The organism is Rhizobium changzhiense, assembly GCF_013087625.1.
In the GTDB taxonomy this organism is placed as follows: domain Bacteria; phylum Pseudomonadota; class Alphaproteobacteria; order Rhizobiales; family Rhizobiaceae; genus Rhizobium; species Rhizobium sophorae.
The window spans coordinates 493671-511230 of record NZ_JABFCQ010000005.1; the positions used below are offsets into that span (position 1 = coordinate 493671).

The window sequence follows — 17560 nt, forward strand, 5'->3', positions numbered from 1 at the left end:
CATGCGCACAATGATCCGTGATCGAGACTTCTGAAGCCGCGCTCATCGCTGTCGATTCGGGCTGCAGCTTGCACATCCGCGCCGCAAGATGTTAGCTGATGCAGCATTTTATCGGAATCCGACCATGCAACTGCCGTCCCACGATCGCTACGACGATCTTTATCGCGATTTCTCCTGGCGGATTCCGGAGGATTTTAATATCGGCCGCGCCGTCAGCGACGACTGGGCCGCGAGAGATCCCGAGCGCGTCTGCCTTGAGCATTTCAGCCCCGACGGCGATCACCGCGCAATGACCTATCGCGCGCTCGCCGACCGTTCGTCGGCATTTGCAAATGCGCTCGTTTCACTTGATATCAAACGCGGCGATCGCGTCGCGCTGCTATTGCCGCAATCCTTCGAAACGGTGATCGCACATGTGGCGATCTACAAGATCGGCGCTGTCGCGCTGCCGCTGGCGCTGCTCTTCGGCGTCGAGGCGCTGGAATACCGGCTGAAGGCGGCAGGTGCCGCGGCCGTCGTCACCAATGGCTTCGGTCTCGAACGCATCCGGCAGATCCGCGATCGCTTGCCGATGCTGAAACATGTCATCAGCATCGACGGGACGAGGGCCGATGCGACTGCTTTCGCCGAACTGGTGGATGGCCATCCCTCTGTCTTCGACATCGCCGAAACCGGTCCGGACGACCCGGCGCTGATGATCTTCACGTCGGGAACGACGGGGCCACCCAAAGGCGCGTTGCATGGCCACCGCGTCCTGCCCGGCCATATTCCCGGCATGCAGTTCGCCCATGAGGGTTTTCCGCGGTCGGGCGATAAGGTCTGGACGCCGTCCGACTGGGCCTGGGCCGGCGGTCTGCTCAACGCATTGCTGCCGAGCCTTCTGCTCGGTGTTCCCGTGGTCTCGTCGCCGGCGCAGAAATTCGATGCCGGGATGGCCTATCGCATCATGGCCCAAATGAAGGTGCGCAATGCCTTCATTCCACCGACGGCGCTAAGGCTGATGAGATCGGTTGCCGATCCGCGCTCGAACTATGATCTGGTGCTGCGCACCATCGGCTCGGCCGGGGAGGCGCTCGGGCGCGAGACCTATGAGTGGGCGCGTCATACGCTCGGCATCACCGTCAACGAATTCTACGGCCAGACGGAGTGCAATTTCGTGCTCGCTTCGAGTGCGGCCTATGGCGTCACCAAAGCGGGCGCCATAGGCCGGGCGGTGCCCGGGCATCGTGTCGCGATCGTCAGCGAGACGGGCGACGAATTGCCCGTCGGCGAACCGGGCCAGATAGCCATCGCCAGTCCCGATCCTGTCATGTTTCTCGGCTACTGGGACGACGCGGCGGCGACGGAACGAAAATTCGCCAAAGGCTGGCTGCTCACCGGCGATATCGGCCGGCAGGACGCCGAGGGCTATGTGACCTTCGAAGGCCGGGACGACGACGTGATCACCTCGTCGGGATATCGCATCGGCCCGGCCGAAATCGAGGACTGCCTGATCGGCCACCCCGCCGTGCAGCTCGCCGCCGCCGTCGGCAAGCCCGATGCCGTGCGCACCGAGATCGTCAAGGCCTATATCGTGCTTTCACCAGGCCATCATCCAAGCGAGGCGCTGGCCGCCGAGATAAGAGAATGGGTGAAGACGCGGCTTTCGATGCACGAATATCCGCGCGAAGTGGAATTCATCGATGCATTGCCGCTAACCACCACCGGCAAAGTGATCCGCCGGCTGCTGCGGGAGAGAGCTGCCAGCGAGGGATAGAACCGCTACGCATTTTGCTGAAATGTTTAGCCCCGGCCGGCAAGCGACATGATCTTTTCCCGCAGCATCTTCGCCATATTGCGGGTGCTGCGATACATGTGAAGTTGGGCGGTGGCCTGGCGCATGTCGCGGTCGCTGTTCTGCGTCAGGCCGATCACCAGCGTTCCCATCTCCTCGCGCTCCTGCCAGAAACGGCTCATGATCGGATGATCCGAGACGGCGCAGGAATCGGAGCGGACGATGTTGGCGTCGTCGAGATGCCATTCGGTGAGTTCGCTCATCAGCAGCTTGCCCGGCGAATAACGGGCATAGTTCTCGTCATAGGCGGTCTTCCAAGTATAGGCCTCGCCGCCCATCATCAGCACGACGATGGCGGCGATCGCCTTGCCGTTGAGATCGATCGTGTGAATACGCACGGCATCGACGGCGGCAAGGTTCGACACCGCCTCGCGGGCGAAGGCCGTATGATAGCGATCGGTGACGAGAGCGCTTCGCCGCTTGCCCTTCCAGCCGCCCGCTTCCATCGCCAGGAATTCTTCGAAGCGGGTATGGATTTCGCGCGGCTGGCGGGCGACGGCATAGACCGCGGTTCCCTGTTCCTCCAGCAGGCGCCACTGGCGGCGCATCTCGCGCATATGCGCGGAGGAGATGGTTTTGCCGAGATAGACCGGCGCCTCTTCCTCGCTCTGCAGCATCGGGCGCAGGTAGGGATTGGTAACGGTGACGGGAAGATTGCGGCTGAGCGCCACGGCCTTGATCATGCGCACGAAGATACCGTTCAGCCTGAGATCCGGCAGTACCAATATGCCGGGCAGATTAAGATCACGCGCGGTCAGCCCCTCGAAAAGGTTGTCGAGGGTTTCGGCGGCATCCTCGCCATCAACGAGCGGCGTGCCGAGCGGACCGAAACTGTTCGACCAGCCGCGGATGATCGATGGGCCGACGGCAAAGCCCGGCTTGTCGACCGAAAAAGGCAAGAGGAAGCGCATGCGGCTGCGGCCGGCATTGTGGTCGCGGATCAGGGCGAAGTTCACCTGCCGGTCTTCGAGCCGCGGCATGGCGGGGGCGAGGAAGCGGCCGGAGAAAAAGACATTCGGTTCCATCGCCCGGTTGGACAGGAAATCGAGCTCATCCTGAAGCTCATAGCCGAGCTTGCCGGGATAGAGGCAGAGCTCGCGCCCCGGCCGGCCGATCTCGGCGCGAGCCTCGGCCTGCGGCGCTTCGAAATGCAGCGCTGCGAGATCATGCACCATGCGGTTTGCGGCGCTGTCGGTGCTTTCGGTAACGGGGGGGACACGCACCATCTATCGAACTCTCATTTCTGGCGTTGCGGCGGAGGGGCTGGCGAAGGCGAAAAGAACGATGTCGAGGGTGCGGCGCACGGCGACATGCAGCAGGATTGCCTCGACGGCCATGGCCGAAGCCGTGGCGATCGCCGTGCCTTCGATGCCGTAATGCGGTATTAAAGCGAGGTTGAGGCCGACATTGGCCGTCAATGCGCCGGCATAGAGCGCGACGCAGAGGTTCTGCTTGCCTGCCATCATCAACAGCGTTTCGGCTGGGCCGACCAGCGATTTCGCGAGGATGCCGGCGAGCAGGATCGCCATGACCAGATAACCTGATGTGAAGGCGCCGCCGAAGAGCGACAGCAGCAGATGACCGGCCGCAAGCACGACAAGGCCGACCCCGAGCGCCGGCCAGAAGGTCCAGCGAGCGGCGTCGATGGCAGCGGCTGCCAGCTGGGCGTGGTCGCCTTCGGCGATGATCGAGGAAAAGCGCGGGCCGGAGGCCGCCTTGACGGAGAAATTGATGAAATGCACCAGCGCCATCGTCTTGGAGGCGGCGAAGTAGATGGCGACATCGTGCGGCTCGAGGAAGATGCCGACGACGACGACGTCGGAATTGGTGAGCAGGAAGCTCACGCCCTCGATTAGGAAAATCGGGAAGGCGACGCTGAACCAGGCGAGGAAATCGACCTTGCGCGGGCCGTCGTCATAATGCCGGCGAAGGCGGTAGAGCGTGGCGGCATACTGGCCAAGCGCGGTGACGAAGGTGGCGACGAGCGCCGCCTGCATCGCGGTGACGGCCGTATGCTCGGCACCGACGGCAATCGCGATCAGCATGAAGAGGATGATAAGGATCGGGCGGACGATATAGACGGGGCTCAGCGCCATCACCGGCCAATGGTTTGCCCGTGACGTGCCTTCGAGAATGTCGCCGAGCGCGATCATCGGCATGGCGAGCAGGCCGATGAAGATCGGGACGAGATAATAGACCTGGATCATATCACCGAAGAAATGCAGCCCGAGCATGCCAGCGGCGAGCACCGCCGTGCCGGACAGCAGCGCAAAGATGCGAGCCGTGCCGGTCAGGCCGCGGATTTCCTCGAAAGCGCCCGCTGCCCTGTATTGCGGCAGGAAGCGGACGATCGCGGTGTGGAAACCGAGGCATGAGAGATCGCCGAAGACGACGACCAGCACCCAGACGAAAACGAAGATGCCATATTCATATTCGCCCATTAGCCGGGCGAGCACGATCTGGGAGACGAAGGCAAGGGCTGCGCTGAGGATACGAATCGAAAAGGCCGTCAGCGCCATGCGCTGGGCGGCCGCCCTCTCACCGCGTTCGGTCAGCACGGCAGCAAGCATGCGCAGCGTGCGGCCGCCGATCGGGCGCAGGCCCGCGGGCAGCATCTTCTCCGCTGTTTCTATGACCGCCACGATGAACACGCAAAACTCTGAGGTCAGGCAAATCGCCCCTGAAGTCTTGACAGAACAGGGTTAAGAAACGGTTCCGGATCGGTCTGCCGTCCAAGGCTGAAATTCCGGCTTTACGGCATTGCCGCAGAAAAGAAAATGCCGCCCGGAGGCGGCATTTTCGCGGATCTTTGCGGGCTTGCCTCAGACCTGCTCGAAGGCGCCGTGGCAGTGCTTGTATTTCTTGCCGGAGCCGCAGGGGCAGGTCTCGTTGCGCCCGACCTTGCCCCAGGTGGCTGGATCATCCGGGTTGCGATTTTCGGGAGAAACGATGACTTCCGATGCCTGGTAGATCGCCGGCGCGAAATCGTCCTCGCCGGTCGTCGGATCCAGGTGATGGGCCTGCATCAGCGGCGGTTCGGGCTCGGCAGGGGCCTGCTGCACCAGCTCGACGCGCATCAGCTGGGCGGTGACGGCCTCGCGCAGATTGTTGAGCAGCGCCGTGAAGAGCTCGAAGGCCTCCGACTTGTATTCCTGCAGCGGATCGCGCTGGGCATAGCCGCGGAAGCCGATGACGGAGCGCAGATGGTCGAGGTTGACGATGTGCTCGCGCCAGAGATGATCGAGCGTCTGCATGACGATCGAACGTTCGACATAATGCATGATGTCGTCGCCGAAACGCTCGGCCTTTTCCGTGAAGGCGGCATTGGTGGCTTCCGTCAGGCGCTCACGGATATCGTCTTCGCCGATACCTTCTTCCTTCACCCAGTCCTCGATCGGCAGGTCCAGATTGAGGATGTTCAAAGCAGCGGTCTTCAGGCCGGCGGCGTCCCATTGTTCGGCATAGGCGCGTTCGGGGATATGCTTTTCGACCATGTCCTCGATCACCTCACGGCGCATGTCGGAAACGGTCTCGGAAATATTGGTCGATTCCATCAGTTCGAGGCGCTGCTCGAAGATCACCTTGCGCTGATCGTTGAGAACGTCGTCATACTTCAAGAGGTTCTTGCGGATGTCGAAGTTGCGGGCTTCGACCTTCTTCTGGGCGCGCTCCAGGGCCTTGTTGATCCAGGGATGGACGATCGCCTCGCCCTCCTTGAGGCCGAGCTTGGTCAGCATGCTGTCCATGCGGTCGGAGCCGAAGATGCGCATCAGGTCGTCCTGAAGCGAGAGGTAGAACTTCGAACGCCCAGGGTCGCCCTGACGGCCGGAGCGGCCGCGCAGCTGGTTGTCGATGCGGCGGCTTTCATGGCGCTCGGTGGCGATGACGTAGAGACCGCCGGCTTCGAGCGCCTTCTGCTTGAGTTCCTTGATCTCCTCGATGATCGCCTGGATCCGGGCGTCACGCTCCGGACCGGCTTCGACTTCACCGAGTTCGCGCTCGATGCGCATGTCGAGGTTGCCGCCGAGCTGGATGTCGGTGCCTCGGCCGGCCATGTTGGTGGCGATGGTGATGGCGCCCGGCACGCCAGCCTGGGCGACGATATAGGCTTCCTGCTCGTGGTAGCGGGCGTTCAGCACCTTGAAGTCGTCGAAGCCCTGCTTGCGCAGGCGCTCGGCGAGCAGTTCCGATTTCTCGATCGAGGTGGTGCCGACCAACACCGGCTGGCCGCGCTTGTGGGCGTCGAGGATCTCCTCGATGATCGCCTTGAACTTCTCGTCGAAGGTCCGGTAGACCTCGTCGTCCTCGTCCAGGCGCTTGATCGGCAGGTTGGTCGGAACCTCGATGACGTCGAGATTGTAGATGTTGGCGAATTCTTCCGCTTCCGTCTGCGCCGTACCGGTCATGCCGGCGAGCTTGTCGTACATGCGGAAGTAGTTCTGGAAGGTGATTGAGGCCAGCGTCTGGTTTTCCGGCTGGATCTGCACCTTTTCCTTGGCTTCGAGCGCCTGGTGTTGGCCTTCCGAATAGCGGCGGCCCGGCATCATGCGGCCGGTGAACTCGTCGATGATGACCACTTCGTCGTTGCGGACGATATAGTCCTTGTCGCGCTGGAAGAGCTTGTGGGCCTTCAGCGCGTTGTTGACGTGGTGGACGATCGCGACGTTCTCGATGTCGTAGAGTGCGTTGCCCTTCAGGAGGCCGGCCTGGCGGAGCAGGTTTTCCAGCTTCTCTGTGCCCTCTTCGGAGAAGTTGGCGGAGCGCTGCTTCTCGTCGATCTCGTAATCGCTGGGCGACAGCAGCGGAATGAAGGCGTCGATCGTGTTATAGAGTTCGGAGCGGTCGTCGAGCGGACCGGAGATGATCAGCGGCGTGCGCGCCTCGTCGACGAGGATCGAGTCCACTTCGTCGACGATCGCGAAGTTGTGGCCGCGCTGGACCATCTGGTTCTTCTCGTACTTCATGTTATCGCGCAGATAATCGAAGCCGAGTTCGTTGTTGGTGGCGTAGGTGATGTCGCAGGCATAGGCCGCGTGGCGTTCCTCGTCGGAAAGGCCGTGGACGATGACGCCGGTGGTCATGCCGAGGAAGCCGTAGACGCGGCCCATGGTGGCGGCATCGCGCTGGGCGAGGTAATCGTTGACGGTGACGACGTGCACGCCCTTGCCGGAAAGCGCGTTCAGATAGACCGGCAGGGTGGCGACGAGGGTCTTGCCTTCGCCGGTCTTCATCTCGGCGATCGCATTCGAATGCAGGATCATGCCGCCGACCAGCTGTACGTCAAAAGGTCGCAGGCCGAGAACGCGGCGCGAGGCTTCGCGCACGACGGCAAAGGCCGGGATCAGAATGTCGTCGAGCGTCTTGCCCTCGGCGAGCAAGGCGCGAAACTCCGCGGTCTTTGCCGCCAACTGCTCGTCCGTCAGGGCCTTCGTCTTCTCTTCGATAGAGTTGATGGCAGTGACGTTCGGCTGGTAGGACCGCACGCGGCGGTCGTTGGAAGACCCAAATAACTTGCGGGCTATACCGCCAAAGCTGACCATATGACTGGCCCTTTCTCAATATTCATCCCCGGCGTTGCTTGTCCGCGGCCCAGCCGAAAATCAGGCGCGCGCCTTAAAACGCCCGGAAACTGTTCTGGACGCGAGGTTGCGTGACAGATAAGAGGGGGGTCGAATGATGTCAACGGATTTGGCGGATACAGAAAGGCCACAATCCGGTGTTGATGGCTATTTTGGGCTGGATTCAGGGGATGCTGAAACCGGCGATGTAACTGTGAAGGGTATTTCATGTTGAGCACCAACAAACTTGCCGTTCTGGCGTTTGCAACTTTTGTTGCTCTCCAGGCCCCGGCCTATGCCGATGACGCCGTCATCGCAAAGGTCGGCACCCTGGAGATCCACCAGTCGGAACTCGACCTCGCCGTCGCCAATCTCGACCCGCAGTTGGCGCAGCTTCCCGATGACCAGAAGAAGGTCGCAGCCCTTTCCGCCGCCATCGACGTGAAGCTGCTCGCCGCCGACGCTGCCACCGAGAAGCTCGATCAGACCGACGAATTCAAGAAGCGCATGCAGTATCTCTCCGACCGCGAGTTGCACAATGCCTATTTCAAGAAACATGTCGTCGACATCGTGACGCCTGAAGAAGTCAAGGCCCGCTACGACAAGGAAGTCGCCGCCCTGCCGAAGCAGGAGGAAGTCCACGCCCGTCATATCCTCGTCAAGACTGAAGACGAAGCCAAGGACATCATCAAGCAGCTCGACGCCGGCAAGGATTTCGCCGAACTCGCCAAGGAAAAGTCCACCGATCCGAACAAGTCGGAAGGGGGCGATCTCGGCTATTTCTCGCGCGGCCGAATGGTCAAGGAATTCGAAGACGCAGCCTTCGCGCTTGAGAAGGGCACCTATTCCAAGACGCCCGTCAAGACCGATTTCGGCTTTCACGTCATCAAGGTCGAAGATAAGCGCGATGCCCCGCCGCCGCCCTTCGACCAGGTGCAGGATCAGGTTCGTCAACTCGTCATGCGCGACAAGTATCTTGCGCTTCTGAACCAGGCAAAGACGTCCGCCAAGATCGAGATCACGGACGAGACGCTGCGCAAGGGTTACGACCAGGCCAACAAGCAGCCGGAGCCGGGCAGCGAGCCCGGCGCCCCGGCGCCGAAGCAGTAATATTCGCATCAGGGCCCGGTTCTTCCGGGCCCTTCACTATCGTCGTTGTTGTCGCATTTCCCGATGGCGAGCCGGTTCCATTTTTCGCCTGGAAATGCCCATTGGCAGGTCTCATCATGTCCGGTTCCGTCTCTCCGCTCGCTCCGAAATCCTTCGTCTCGATGCCGCCGTTGCGCGGCGTACGCATGGCGACCGCGTCCGCCGGCATCAAGTACAAGAACCGTACCGACGTGTTGATGATGGTCTTCGACAGACCGGCGGCAGTTGCGGGTGTCTTCACCCGCTCGAAGTGCCCGTCGGCGCCGGTCGATTTCTGCCGGGCCAATCTCCCCCATGGCAGTGCCCGCGCCGTCGTCGTCAACTCGGGCAATGCCAATGCTTTCACCGGCCTGAAGGGCCGCCAGGCGACCGCACTGACGGCGAAGTCGGCTGCCGCTGCCGTCGGCTGCGCCGAAAACGAAGTCTATCTGGCCTCGACCGGCGTCATCGGCGAGCCGCTCGATGCCACCAAATTCGCAGGCGTCCTCGACCGGATGCAGGTCGAAGCGACCGGCGATTTCTGGTTCGAGGCCGCCAAGGCGATCATGACGACCGACACCTATCCGAAGGTTTCGACCCGCAGCGCCGAGATCGGCGGCGTCGCCGTGACGATCAATGGTATCGCCAAGGGCGCCGGCATGATCGCGCCTGATATGGCGACGATGCTTTCCTTCGTCGTCACCGATGCCGACATTGCGCCTGCCGCGCTGCAGACGCTTCTGTCCGATGGCGTCGGCCCGACCTTCAATTCCATGACCGTCGACAGCGACACCTCCACGTCCGACACGCTGATGCTGTTTGCAACGGGTGCCGCGGCCGAGGACGGCCAGGCCCACATCGAACGCGCCGACGACCCGCGCCTTGCCGCCTTCCGGGCCGCACTCAACGAAGTGCTGAAGGATCTGTCGCTGCAGGTGGTGCGGGACGGCGAGGGTGCCACCAAGATGCTCGAAATCACCGTGACGGGTGCCGAGAGCGATGCCGCCGCCAAGCGCATCGCGCTGTCGATCGCCAATTCGCCGCTGGTCAAGACCGCGGCCGCCGGCGAAGACGCCAATTGGGGCCGTATCGTCATGGCCGTCGGCAAATCCGGCGAGATGGCCGACCGCGACCGCCTCGCCATCTGGTTCGGCGATATCAGGGTCGCCGTCAACGGCGAGCGTGATCCCGATTATTCCGAGGCGGCTGCCTCGGACGTCATGAAGGCGCAGGATATCCCCGTCAAAGTCGATATCGGGCTCGGTGCGGGCACGGCAACGGTCTGGACCTGCGACCTCACCAAGGAATATGTTGCGATCAATGGCGACTATCGGAGCTGATCGTTCATTGGCGCAGGCATCCATTTCCTCACACAATCTGCCGCTGGTGCGCAGGCTGGAGGCCGTCGGTTTCCGCGCCTGGCCGGCGGCATCCGTGCAATATGACGGCAGCTGGCAGGTGCGGCTGACGGCCGGCCACCCGTCCAACCGGCTGAATTCGATCGTGCCGCTCGATCCCTCGGATCATCGCGACGTCGAAATCCGCCTGGAAAAGGCGAGCCGGAAGTTCGAAGCCTATGGTCGCGCCGCCGTGGTCCGCCAGACGCCGCTTGCCTCGCCGGTGCTGATCGAACTTCTCCGCGCGCAGAACTGGACGCGCTTCGACGATACGGTGGTGATGACCTGCGACCTTGCCGAGGCGGAGCTGCCGGATACGCTTGATCACCTGCCGACCCATGATGTCGGCCGCTTCGTCGACGCCAACCTTGCCGTCGACCAGGCGCCGCTGACGCTGAAGCCGGCGCTTGCCGAGATCATTTCGGCGATCAAGCCGCCATCCGGCCTGTTCATGATCGAGAACGCGGTGGACGGCCCGCTTGCGACCGTGCTCTGCGTCCAGGACAACGACCTCGCCGGCATCATGTCGCTTTCGGTCTCCGAGGCGCGGCGGCGCGAGGGGCTCGGCACCGAAATCCTGACCTCGGCGCTGCGCTGGGCGCGCATGCGCAGCGCCCGTTCGGCTTGGCTGCAGGTGAAGCTGTCCAACCGTCCGGCCATCGCACTCTATGAGCGCCTCGGTTTTCGCGACGCCTATCATTATTGCTATTGGCAGCGGGAGCCGCGATGAGCGAGGCGGGCCGGAAGATATTGCTGGTCGCCGCCTGTGCGCTGATCGATGCCGATGGGCGTATCCTGTTGGCACAGCGCCCCGAGGGAAAGTCGCTCGCCGGGTTGTGGGAGTTTCCCGGCGGTAAGGTCGAACCGGGTGAGACGCCCGAGGAAACATTGGTGCGCGAGCTCGAGGAAGAGCTTGGCATCCACACCAAGATCGCCTGCCTTGCGCCGCTGACCTTTGCCAGCCACTCCTACGAGACCTTCCATCTTTTGATGCCGCTTTATATCTGCCGGCGCTATGAGGGCATTCCCCAGGGCCGCGAGGGTCAGGCGCTGAAATGGGTGCGGCCGCAGGCGCTGCGGGATTATCCGATGCCGCCGGCCGACGAGCCGCTCATCCCGATGTTGCAGGATTTACTTTAGCATTGTCTGATTATTATTGTGCCACACCATTTTCGGCTGTGGATATTAATGGATCGTTTAACACCTTCTGCCAAAGATCGGCCTCAATCAAGCATCTGGCGTGCGTGTATTAAAAGGCTTGACGTCATGGACGATGATTTCTGGAAAGCTGTCCGGGAAAAGGAACGGGCCTCGTCTGCCTCGCGCAGGACGGGTGCGCTGAATATCGCCCTCCTGTTCGGCACGGCGGTGGTCGCGCTGACGCTGATCCTGACGCCGATGCTTGCGGATTCCTCGAAGAAAAGCGTCTTTGCCAGTGCTCCGGCGGATTTCGATACGATCACGACAGGATCGATCCCCAAGAGCGAAAGCGGCAAGCGTTATACGATCCGCCGCAGCGTCCTCCAGGATACGCCCGGCTCGGTCTGCGTCGTCCAGGGCTACGGCGTCGGCGCCGGTTGCTGAAGAATACCGGCCGTCGTCCCGATGGTCGTGGAATTGGTCGTTTGTTGTCGGTTTCTCGCAGCGGTGGGGTCATGCGTCTTTTGAAAGCATTTGTTGCAGATACCAGAGGTGCGACGGCGATCGAGTATGGCCTGGTCGCCGCCCTCATTGGCGGCGCTCTCGTTTCGGCTCTTGGAATCTTCTCCGGCGCCCTGCACGACGTCTTCAACGTGGTCAACAACAATCTGACCGTGAATTGAAGAAGCAGCCAGCTGCTACTGTCTGAGCTTGTGCTCGTCCACCCTCAGCGCATCGGCAAGGCGCGCCTTGGCCGAGCCCGGCCTGAGCGGCTTTTGCTGGCTCTCGTGCGGCGCCCATCCCGAGACATAGATGATGGAGAAGGTCGCGCGGATGCGTCCGTCGGGATCGGCATAGCGTTCGGCATAGATCTCCGCTGCGCGCAGGAAGAAAGCACGCGTCAGCGGTATCCGGCCACGGGCTGCGAGCGGATTGCTCATGCCCATCGCTCTTAGATCCCGCATCAACGGAAAAAGCGAATCATAACGCACGGTATAGTTTTCCGCGTCGATCACCGGCAGCGTGAAGCCGGCGCGCTGCATGAGGCTGCCGACATCGCGCACATCGGCGAAGGGAATGACGCGCGGGCTTGCGCCGCCTGTCATCTCGACCTCGGCAGCCAGCAGCACCTCGCGCAGTTCCTGCAGGGTGCCGGCGCCGGGGATCGCGGCCAGGAAAAGGCCGTCCGGCTTCAGGGCGCGGCGGATCTGGATGAAGACACCCGGCGTATCGTTGGTCAGATGCAGGCTGAGCGGCGCAAGGATGAGATTGGCCGATTGCGGTTCGAGCGGCACGTCCTCGAGCGGCGCCTCGATCAAGGTTTCTCCTGGGATCGCATAGGCCCTCTCGCTCTCGACGCGGATCATCGTGCCGATCTTGCCCGTCGCCAGCGCGGCACGGGCGGTAGCACCGGTTGCGCCATGCAGTTCGACGGCGGTATCGAAAGTCCGCTCGACCACGGAAAGCCTTTCGCCCATTTCCTCCGCGGCAATGTCAAGCAGGAAGGCGGCTTTCGGGTCGTTGTTTGCAAGCGCGCGATGGCGATGTGCGGCGACCAGGGCTCTGTCAAAGATCGTTTCCATGACGATGTCCTTAGTCCCGCGCCGCCTGTGCGGCAAGACGATTTTCCTTTCGCTAAGAACACGCTAGTCTCGACGGCATGGGGCCAATCGATTTCGAAAGACCGGCAGAATTCTTGCGGGCGCATCTCTTGCGGCCGTTCTCGGTGCTTGCCGATTTTTTCTATCCGCCCGCCTGCTCCGTCTGCGGTATTTCCACAGGCGGCCATCGCGGCCTCTGCGCAAAATGCTGGTCCGGCATCCGCTTCATTGAACGGCCCTATTGCGAGGTGCTCGGCATTCCCTTCTCGCACGATCTCGGCGTCGGCATCCTCAGCGCCGAGGCGATCGCCAACCCGCCGCCCTTCGACCGGTTGCGGTCGGCTGCGACCCACGACCATGCCGTCCGCGATCTTGTTCATGGGCTCAAGTATCGCGATCGCACCGATCTAGCGCCGATGATGGCCGCCTGGATGCTGCGCGCTTCTGACGGGACGGTCGAAAGCTGCGATGCGCTGATCCCGGTGCCGCTACACCGTAGCCGGATGCTGGCGCGCAAGTTTAACCAGGCAGCCGAGCTTGCCCGCCATATGGCAAGGCTCTCGGACAAGCCGCTGCTTGCCGCCACGCTTATGCGCGTCAAGCGCACCAGCCAGCAGGTCGGTCTTGGCGCCAAGGCGCGCGAAGACAATGTCAGGGGCGCTTTTGCGATCGCCAAGGGTTGCGAAAACGACATTTTCGGCAAGCGCATCGTCCTCGTCGACGACGTCTATACAACAGGGGCGACGGTCGCTGCAGCAAGCCGGACACTGCGCAAGGCGGGTGCGACCGACATAACGGTTTTGACCTTTGCAAGGGCTCTCTCCGAGCCTATATGACAGAAATACTCGGCATCGGTCTGGAGAGATTATGGTACCCGTCACAATCTATACACGGCAGTTTTGCGGCTATTGCACCCGCGCCAAGTCCCTTCTCGAAGAAAAGGGTGTCGAATATGTCGAGCACGACGCCACCTACTCGCCGGATCTTCGCCAGGAGATGATCGGCAAGTCGAACGGGCGTACCACTTTTCCGCAGATCTTCATCGGCGCCGATCATGTCGGCGGTTGCGACGATCTCTTTGCGCTCGATCGGGCCGGCAAGCTCGATCCGATGCTGGCAGCCTGAGGAAGAACCGATGAGCTTCAAGGCCGCTGCCGTCCAGATGTGTTCCGGGGTCGATCCGGTGAAGAATGCCGCCGCCATGGCGCGGCTGGTGCGCGAGGCCGCTGGCCAGGGCGCGACCTATGTGCAGACGCCGGAGATGACCGGCATGCTGCAGCGCGACCGCGCGGCGGCGCGCGCCGTACTCGCCGACGAGACCCATGACGTCATCGTCAAGACCGGCTCGGAGCTCGCCAGGGAACTCGGCATCCACATGCATGTCGGCTCGACGGCGATCGCCCTTGCCGACGGTAAGATCGCCAATCGCGGTTTCCTGTTCGGTTCCGACGGCAGAATTCTCAATCGCTACGACAAGATCCATATGTTCGACGTCGACCTCGACAATGGCGAGAGCTGGCGTGAAAGTGCCGCCTATACAGCCGGCTCGGAGGCCCGCGTCCTGTCGCTCCCCTTTGCCGAAATGGGCTTTGCGATCTGCTACGACGTGCGGTTTCCCGCACTCTTCCGCGCCCAGGCGGTTGCCGGCGCCGAGGTGATGACAGTTCCTGCCGCCTTCACCAAGCAGACCGGCGAGGCGCATTGGGAGATCCTGCTCAGGGCTCGCGCAATCGAGAACGGTGTCTTCGTCATCGCCGCCGCGCAGGCCGGCCGGCACGAGGACGGCCGCGAAACCTTCGGCCATTCGATGATCATCGACCCCTGGGGCACGGTGCTGGCGTCGGCCGGGGCCACCGGCGAGGCGGTCATCGTCGCTGAGATCGATCCGAGTGCGGTCAAGGCTGCGCATGACAAGATCCCGAACCTGAGGAATGGGCGGGAATTCTCGGTCGAGAAGGTTGCGGGGGCAATCGCCGGAGGCGTCGCCGCTTGATCCGCTATTCGCTCACCTGTGACAATGCCCATGAATTCGAAGGCTGGTTTTCCGAAAGCGCCGATTTCGACCGCCAAGTCGCGACGGGTTTCCTCACCTGCCCGGTCTGCCATTCCGCCGCCGTGTCCAAGCTGCTGATGGCGCCTTCGGTATCAACGGCGCGGAAGAAGGACGAGAGGCAGACGCTGGCGATGGATGCCATGCGCCAGGAGGCCATGCAAAAGCTGAAAGAGGCCGTTGCGGCGGTCAAGGCCAATTCCGAGGACGTCGGCACGCAGTTTCCCGAGGAGGCCCGCAAGATTCACTACGGCGAGGCGGACGCCCGCGGCATCATCGGCCAAGCGACGGTCGATGAAGCACAGGCGCTTCTCGAAGAGGGCATTGAGATCGCCGCCATTCCCGTCTTGCCGGAAGACGTGAACTGACATGCAGTCCGAGCGTCTGGCTTCTGCAGTTTCGGCCTGCATGTCGCACTGTTAAAAGTTAGCCGACTTATTGATGGTCGGAGCTATGCAGGCCGCTTTGCCAGCAGCATATAATTCACGTCCATATCCTTGGACAGGTTCCACTGGTTCGACAGCGGATTGAAGAAGACGCCGGTGCGGTCGGTGATCTCAAGGCCGCTCGCCATCAGCGGCTTTTCCAGCTCTTCCGGGCGTACCAGTTTTTCATACTGATGCGTTCCGCGCGGCAGCCAGCGCAGAATGTTCTCGGCGGCGAAGATGGCAAGCGCTGCCGCCTTCATCGTGCGGTTGATGGTGGCAACGAAGATCAGGCCGCCGGGGCGGACCATTTTTGCGCAGGTCGTCATGAAGAATTCGACATCCGCGACGTGCTCCACCACTTCCATGTTCAAGACGATATCGAAGGTCTCGCCAGCGTCCGCGAGTTCCTCGGCGGAGACGGCGCGATAGTCGACCGAAACGCTGGAGGCCTTCGCGTGGGTGGAGGCGATGCCGATATTCTTCTCGGACGGATCGGCGCCGACGACGGAGGCGCCCATGCGGGCGACGGGTTCGGACAACAGGCCGCCACCGCAGCCGATATCGAGCACGCGCAGGCCCTCGAGCGGGCGAGCGCTTTTCGGATCACGGCTGAAATTCTCGCAGGCCTTGTCACGGATATAGGCGAGCCGGACGGGATTGAACTTGTGCAGCGGCTTGAATTTGCCGGTCGGGCTCCACCATTCCGCCGCCATCGCCGAGAAGCGGTCCACTTCGCCCTGGTCGATCGTGCTTCTGGCGGTTTCCGTCATCGTCCACTCCTTGCGTTCTGACATGTGAAGTCGGATGATCGAGGGGATAAGTCAAGGGGCGCAGATCAGGGGATTGGCGAGCGCGGACCCGCTCGCCAATAGCTTTTATCGCGTGCGCTTGCCTCCCCCCGCCAAACTCGCTAAGAGACGCCGCAACTTGGGGCCTTTGGGGCCTGGGCTTTTAGAGCGGTTCCAGAAGTTGGCAATCCGGTTCTTTGGCCCAAGCGGTCTGCCCCAGAGCTTTCGTGATGCCGGGTCCGGTTTTCCGCTTTCCCGGCGCCAGTCGTGGTAGAGGCATATGGCACGCATCGTAATGAAATTCGGCGGCACGTCCGTCGCTGACCTGGACCGCATCAAGAACGTTGCCCGCCACGTAAAACGCGAAGTCGATGCCGGGCACGAGGTGGCGGTGGTCGTCTCGGCCATGTCCGGCAAGACCAATGAACTGGTTGGCTGGGTCCAGGGCACGCCGAAGGTGATCGGCGCCAATTCTCCGTTTTACGATGCACGGGAATATGATGCGGTGGTCGCATCCGGCGAGCAAGTAACCTCCGGTCTGCTGGCAATCGCATTGCAGGCGATGGATATCAATGCCCGTTCCTGGCAGGGATGGCAGATCCCGATCCACACCGACAACGCGCATGGCGCGGCACGGATCATGGAGATTGACGGCTCTGACATCGTCAAACGGATGGGTGAGGGGCAGGTCGCCGTCATCTCCGGCTTCCAGGGGTTGGGACCCGACAACCGTATCGCGACGCTCGGGCGCGGCGGATCGGACACTTCGGCCGTTGCAATCGCGGCAGCCGTCAAGGCAGACCGATGCGATATCTACACTGATGTCGACGGCGTCTACACCACCGACCCGCGCATCGTGCCGAAGGCGCGCAGGCTGAAAAAGATCGCCTTCGAGGAAATGCTGGAAATGGCCTCGCTCGGCGCCAAGGTACTGCAGGTGCGCTCGGTCGAGCTTGCCATGGTACACAAGGTGCGCACCTTCGTGCGCTCATCATTCGAAGATCCCGATGCTCCGGGCATGGGCGATCTGCTGAACCCGCCCGGAACGCTGATTTGTGACGAGGATGAAATCGTGGAACAGGAAGTAGTCACCGGCATCGCCTATGCCAAGGATGAGGCTCAGATCTCGCTTCGCCGTCTTGCCGACCGGCCGGGCGTTTCCGCGGCGATCTTCGGGCCGCTCGCCGAATCCCATATCAATGTCGACATGATCGTCCAGAATATTTCCGAGGACGGGTCGAAGACCGACATGACCTTCACCGTACCGTCGGGCGACGTCGAGAAGGCGATCAAGGTGCTCGGCGACCATAAGGAGAAGATCGGCTACGATGTCGTGCAGAACGAATCGGGGCTGGTGAAAGTATCGGTCATCGGCATCGGCATGCGCAGCCATGCGGGCGTTGCCGCTACCGCATTTCGTGCACTTGCCGAAAAAGGCATCAACATCAAGGCGATCACCACCTCCGAGATCAAGATTTCCATCCTCATCGACGGTCCCTATGCAGAACTCGCTGTCAGGACTTTGCATTCCTGCTACGGTCTGGATAAGAATTGATTCCCAGCGGGCGGCCTGCCCCTTCAGGTTGAGGAGATGAGGCCGGCCCGCCGGGACCAAGTGCGTTGTTTCGGGAGCTTT

Annotated in this window: 17 protein-coding genes; 12 read left to right on the top strand and 5 right to left on the bottom strand. The window is 62.0% G+C overall.

What is annotated here, in order from left to right; translation table 11 throughout:
- The first annotated feature begins 124 nt into the window (after nt 1–124).
- Nucleotides 125–1756: an AMP-binding protein gene (locus tag G9X68_RS25250; protein WP_171604708.1), complete on the top strand. Its 1632-nt coding sequence runs from the start codon at nt 125–127 to the stop codon at nt 1754–1756.
- A gap of 26 nt (nt 1757–1782) precedes the next feature.
- Here G9X68_RS25250 and G9X68_RS25255 read toward each other — a convergent pair whose 3' ends face one another.
- The 3 genes from G9X68_RS25255 to secA all read right to left on the bottom strand — a co-directional run bounded on the left by G9X68_RS25255 (nt 1783) and on the right by secA (nt 7374).
- Complete coding sequence (locus G9X68_RS25255) at nt 1783–3060, bottom strand: GNAT family N-acetyltransferase (RefSeq protein ID WP_171604709.1); 1278 nt, start codon at nt 3058–3060, stop codon at nt 1783–1785.
- A complete protein-coding gene (locus G9X68_RS25260; RefSeq protein WP_171604710.1) occupies nt 3061–4485 on the bottom strand; it encodes an oligosaccharide flippase family protein in 1425 nt (474 codons plus the stop codon).
- Between the two features lie 171 nt (nt 4486–4656).
- Nucleotides 4657–7374, bottom strand: coding sequence for a preprotein translocase subunit SecA (gene secA, locus G9X68_RS25265; protein WP_171604711.1), 2718 nt, complete (start codon nt 7372–7374; stop codon nt 4657–4659).
- A 246-nt stretch (nt 7375–7620) separates the two neighbouring features.
- On the opposite strand from secA, the gene G9X68_RS25270 reads away from it, so the two are divergent.
- The 6 genes from G9X68_RS25270 (at nt 7621) to G9X68_RS25295 (ending at nt 11740) form a co-directional block, all read left to right on the top strand.
- Nucleotides 7621–8502, top strand: a complete 882-nt coding sequence (locus G9X68_RS25270) for a peptidylprolyl isomerase (RefSeq protein WP_171604712.1) — start codon at nt 7621–7623, stop codon at nt 8500–8502.
- Nucleotides 8503–8618: 116 nt separating this feature from the next.
- On the top strand, nt 8619–9860 hold the full coding sequence (gene argJ / locus G9X68_RS25275; protein WP_171604736.1) for a bifunctional glutamate N-acetyltransferase/amino-acid acetyltransferase ArgJ: 1242 nt from the start codon (nt 8619–8621) through the stop codon (nt 9858–9860).
- Nucleotides 9841–10647 (top strand): GNAT family N-acetyltransferase, encoded by an 807-nt coding sequence (locus tag G9X68_RS25280; protein WP_171604713.1) that lies wholly within the window; start codon nt 9841–9843, stop codon nt 10645–10647. Before argJ ends, G9X68_RS25280 begins: the two co-directional genes overlap by 20 nt.
- Nucleotides 10644–11057 (top strand): 8-oxo-dGTP diphosphatase MutT, encoded by a 414-nt coding sequence (gene mutT, locus G9X68_RS25285; RefSeq protein ID WP_011653687.1) that lies wholly within the window; start codon nt 10644–10646, stop codon nt 11055–11057. The genes G9X68_RS25280 and mutT overlap by 4 nt, the downstream gene beginning before the upstream one ends.
- A 126-nt stretch (nt 11058–11183) precedes the next feature.
- Entirely contained in the window at nt 11184–11501 is a 318-nt protein-coding gene (locus G9X68_RS25290; protein WP_003543245.1) for a hypothetical protein, read from the top strand.
- 71 nt (nt 11502–11572) lie between these two features.
- A complete protein-coding gene (locus G9X68_RS25295; RefSeq protein WP_171604737.1) occupies nt 11573–11740 on the top strand; it encodes a Flp family type IVb pilin in 168 nt (55 codons plus the stop codon).
- Nucleotides 11741–11755: 15 nt separating this feature from the next.
- On the opposite strand, the gene G9X68_RS25300 is transcribed toward G9X68_RS25295, so the two are convergent.
- The gene (locus G9X68_RS25300) at nt 11756–12640 is read right to left on the bottom strand and encodes a methyltransferase domain-containing protein (RefSeq protein WP_171604714.1); all 885 of its coding nucleotides are present in this window, start codon (nt 12638–12640) and stop codon (nt 11756–11758) included.
- Between the two features lie 77 nt (nt 12641–12717).
- Between G9X68_RS25300 and G9X68_RS25305 the strand changes: the two genes are divergently transcribed.
- The 4 genes from G9X68_RS25305 to G9X68_RS25320 are packed head-to-tail and all read left to right on the top strand — an operon-like array spanning nt 12718 to nt 15076.
- Entirely contained in the window at nt 12718–13494 is a 777-nt protein-coding gene (locus G9X68_RS25305; protein WP_171604715.1) for a ComF family protein, read from the top strand.
- A 31-nt stretch (nt 13495–13525) separates the two neighbouring features.
- A complete protein-coding gene (gene grxC / locus G9X68_RS25310; protein ID WP_171604716.1) occupies nt 13526–13783 on the top strand; it encodes a glutaredoxin 3 in 258 nt (85 codons plus the stop codon).
- Between the two features lie 10 nt (nt 13784–13793).
- Nucleotides 13794–14651 carry a carbon-nitrogen hydrolase family protein gene (locus tag G9X68_RS25315; protein ID WP_171604717.1) on the top strand — a complete coding sequence of 286 codons (858 nt, stop codon included), beginning with the start codon at nt 13794–13796 and terminating at the stop codon, nt 14649–14651.
- Nucleotides 14648–15076, top strand: a complete 429-nt coding sequence (locus G9X68_RS25320) for a DUF1178 family protein (protein WP_171604718.1) — start codon at nt 14648–14650, stop codon at nt 15074–15076. Before G9X68_RS25315 ends, G9X68_RS25320 begins: the two co-directional genes overlap by 4 nt.
- A gap of 83 nt (nt 15077–15159) precedes the next feature.
- Here the strand turns inward: G9X68_RS25320 and ubiG are convergent, their stop codons facing one another.
- Nucleotides 15160–15906 (bottom strand): bifunctional 2-polyprenyl-6-hydroxyphenol methylase/3-demethylubiquinol 3-O-methyltransferase UbiG, encoded by a 747-nt coding sequence (ubiG, locus tag G9X68_RS25325; RefSeq protein ID WP_171604719.1) that lies wholly within the window; start codon nt 15904–15906, stop codon nt 15160–15162.
- A 298-nt stretch (nt 15907–16204) separates the two neighbouring features.
- Between ubiG and G9X68_RS25330 the strand changes: the two genes are divergently transcribed.
- Nucleotides 16205–17479 (top strand): aspartate kinase, encoded by a 1275-nt coding sequence (locus G9X68_RS25330; protein WP_168313044.1) that lies wholly within the window; start codon nt 16205–16207, stop codon nt 17477–17479.
- Nucleotides 17480–17560: the final 81 nt, after the last annotated feature.

Bases quoted from the DNA above. Each gene is read 5' to 3' on its own strand.
- G9X68_RS25250 (WP_171604708.1), top strand. From the start codon at position 125: ATGCAACTGCCGTCCCACGATCGCTACGACGATCTTTATCGCGATTTC.
- G9X68_RS25255 (WP_171604709.1), bottom strand. From the start codon at position 3,060: ATGGTGCGTGTCCCCCCCGTTACCGAAAGCACCGACAGCGCCGCAAAC.
- secA (WP_171604711.1), bottom strand. From the start codon at position 7,374: ATGGTCAGCTTTGGCGGTATAGCCCGCAAGTTATTTGGGTCTTCCAAC.
- G9X68_RS25270 (WP_171604712.1), top strand. From the start codon at position 7,621: ATGTTGAGCACCAACAAACTTGCCGTTCTGGCGTTTGCAACTTTTGTT.
- argJ (WP_171604736.1), top strand. From the start codon at position 8,619: ATGTCCGGTTCCGTCTCTCCGCTCGCTCCGAAATCCTTCGTCTCGATG.
- G9X68_RS25280 (WP_171604713.1), top strand. From the start codon at position 9,841: ATGGCGACTATCGGAGCTGATCGTTCATTGGCGCAGGCATCCATTTCC.
- mutT (WP_011653687.1), top strand. From the start codon at position 10,644: ATGAGCGAGGCGGGCCGGAAGATATTGCTGGTCGCCGCCTGTGCGCTG.
- G9X68_RS25290 (WP_003543245.1), top strand. From the start codon at position 11,184: ATGGACGATGATTTCTGGAAAGCTGTCCGGGAAAAGGAACGGGCCTCG.
- G9X68_RS25295 (WP_171604737.1), top strand. From the start codon at position 11,573: ATGCGTCTTTTGAAAGCATTTGTTGCAGATACCAGAGGTGCGACGGCG.
- G9X68_RS25300 (WP_171604714.1), bottom strand. From the start codon at position 12,640: ATGGAAACGATCTTTGACAGAGCCCTGGTCGCCGCACATCGCCATCGC.
- G9X68_RS25305 (WP_171604715.1), top strand. From the start codon at position 12,718: ATGGGGCCAATCGATTTCGAAAGACCGGCAGAATTCTTGCGGGCGCAT.
- grxC (WP_171604716.1), top strand. From the start codon at position 13,526: ATGGTACCCGTCACAATCTATACACGGCAGTTTTGCGGCTATTGCACC.
- G9X68_RS25315 (WP_171604717.1), top strand. From the start codon at position 13,794: ATGAGCTTCAAGGCCGCTGCCGTCCAGATGTGTTCCGGGGTCGATCCG.
- ubiG (WP_171604719.1), bottom strand. From the start codon at position 15,906: ATGACGGAAACCGCCAGAAGCACGATCGACCAGGGCGAAGTGGACCGC.
- G9X68_RS25330 (WP_168313044.1), top strand. From the start codon at position 16,205: ATGGCACGCATCGTAATGAAATTCGGCGGCACGTCCGTCGCTGACCTG.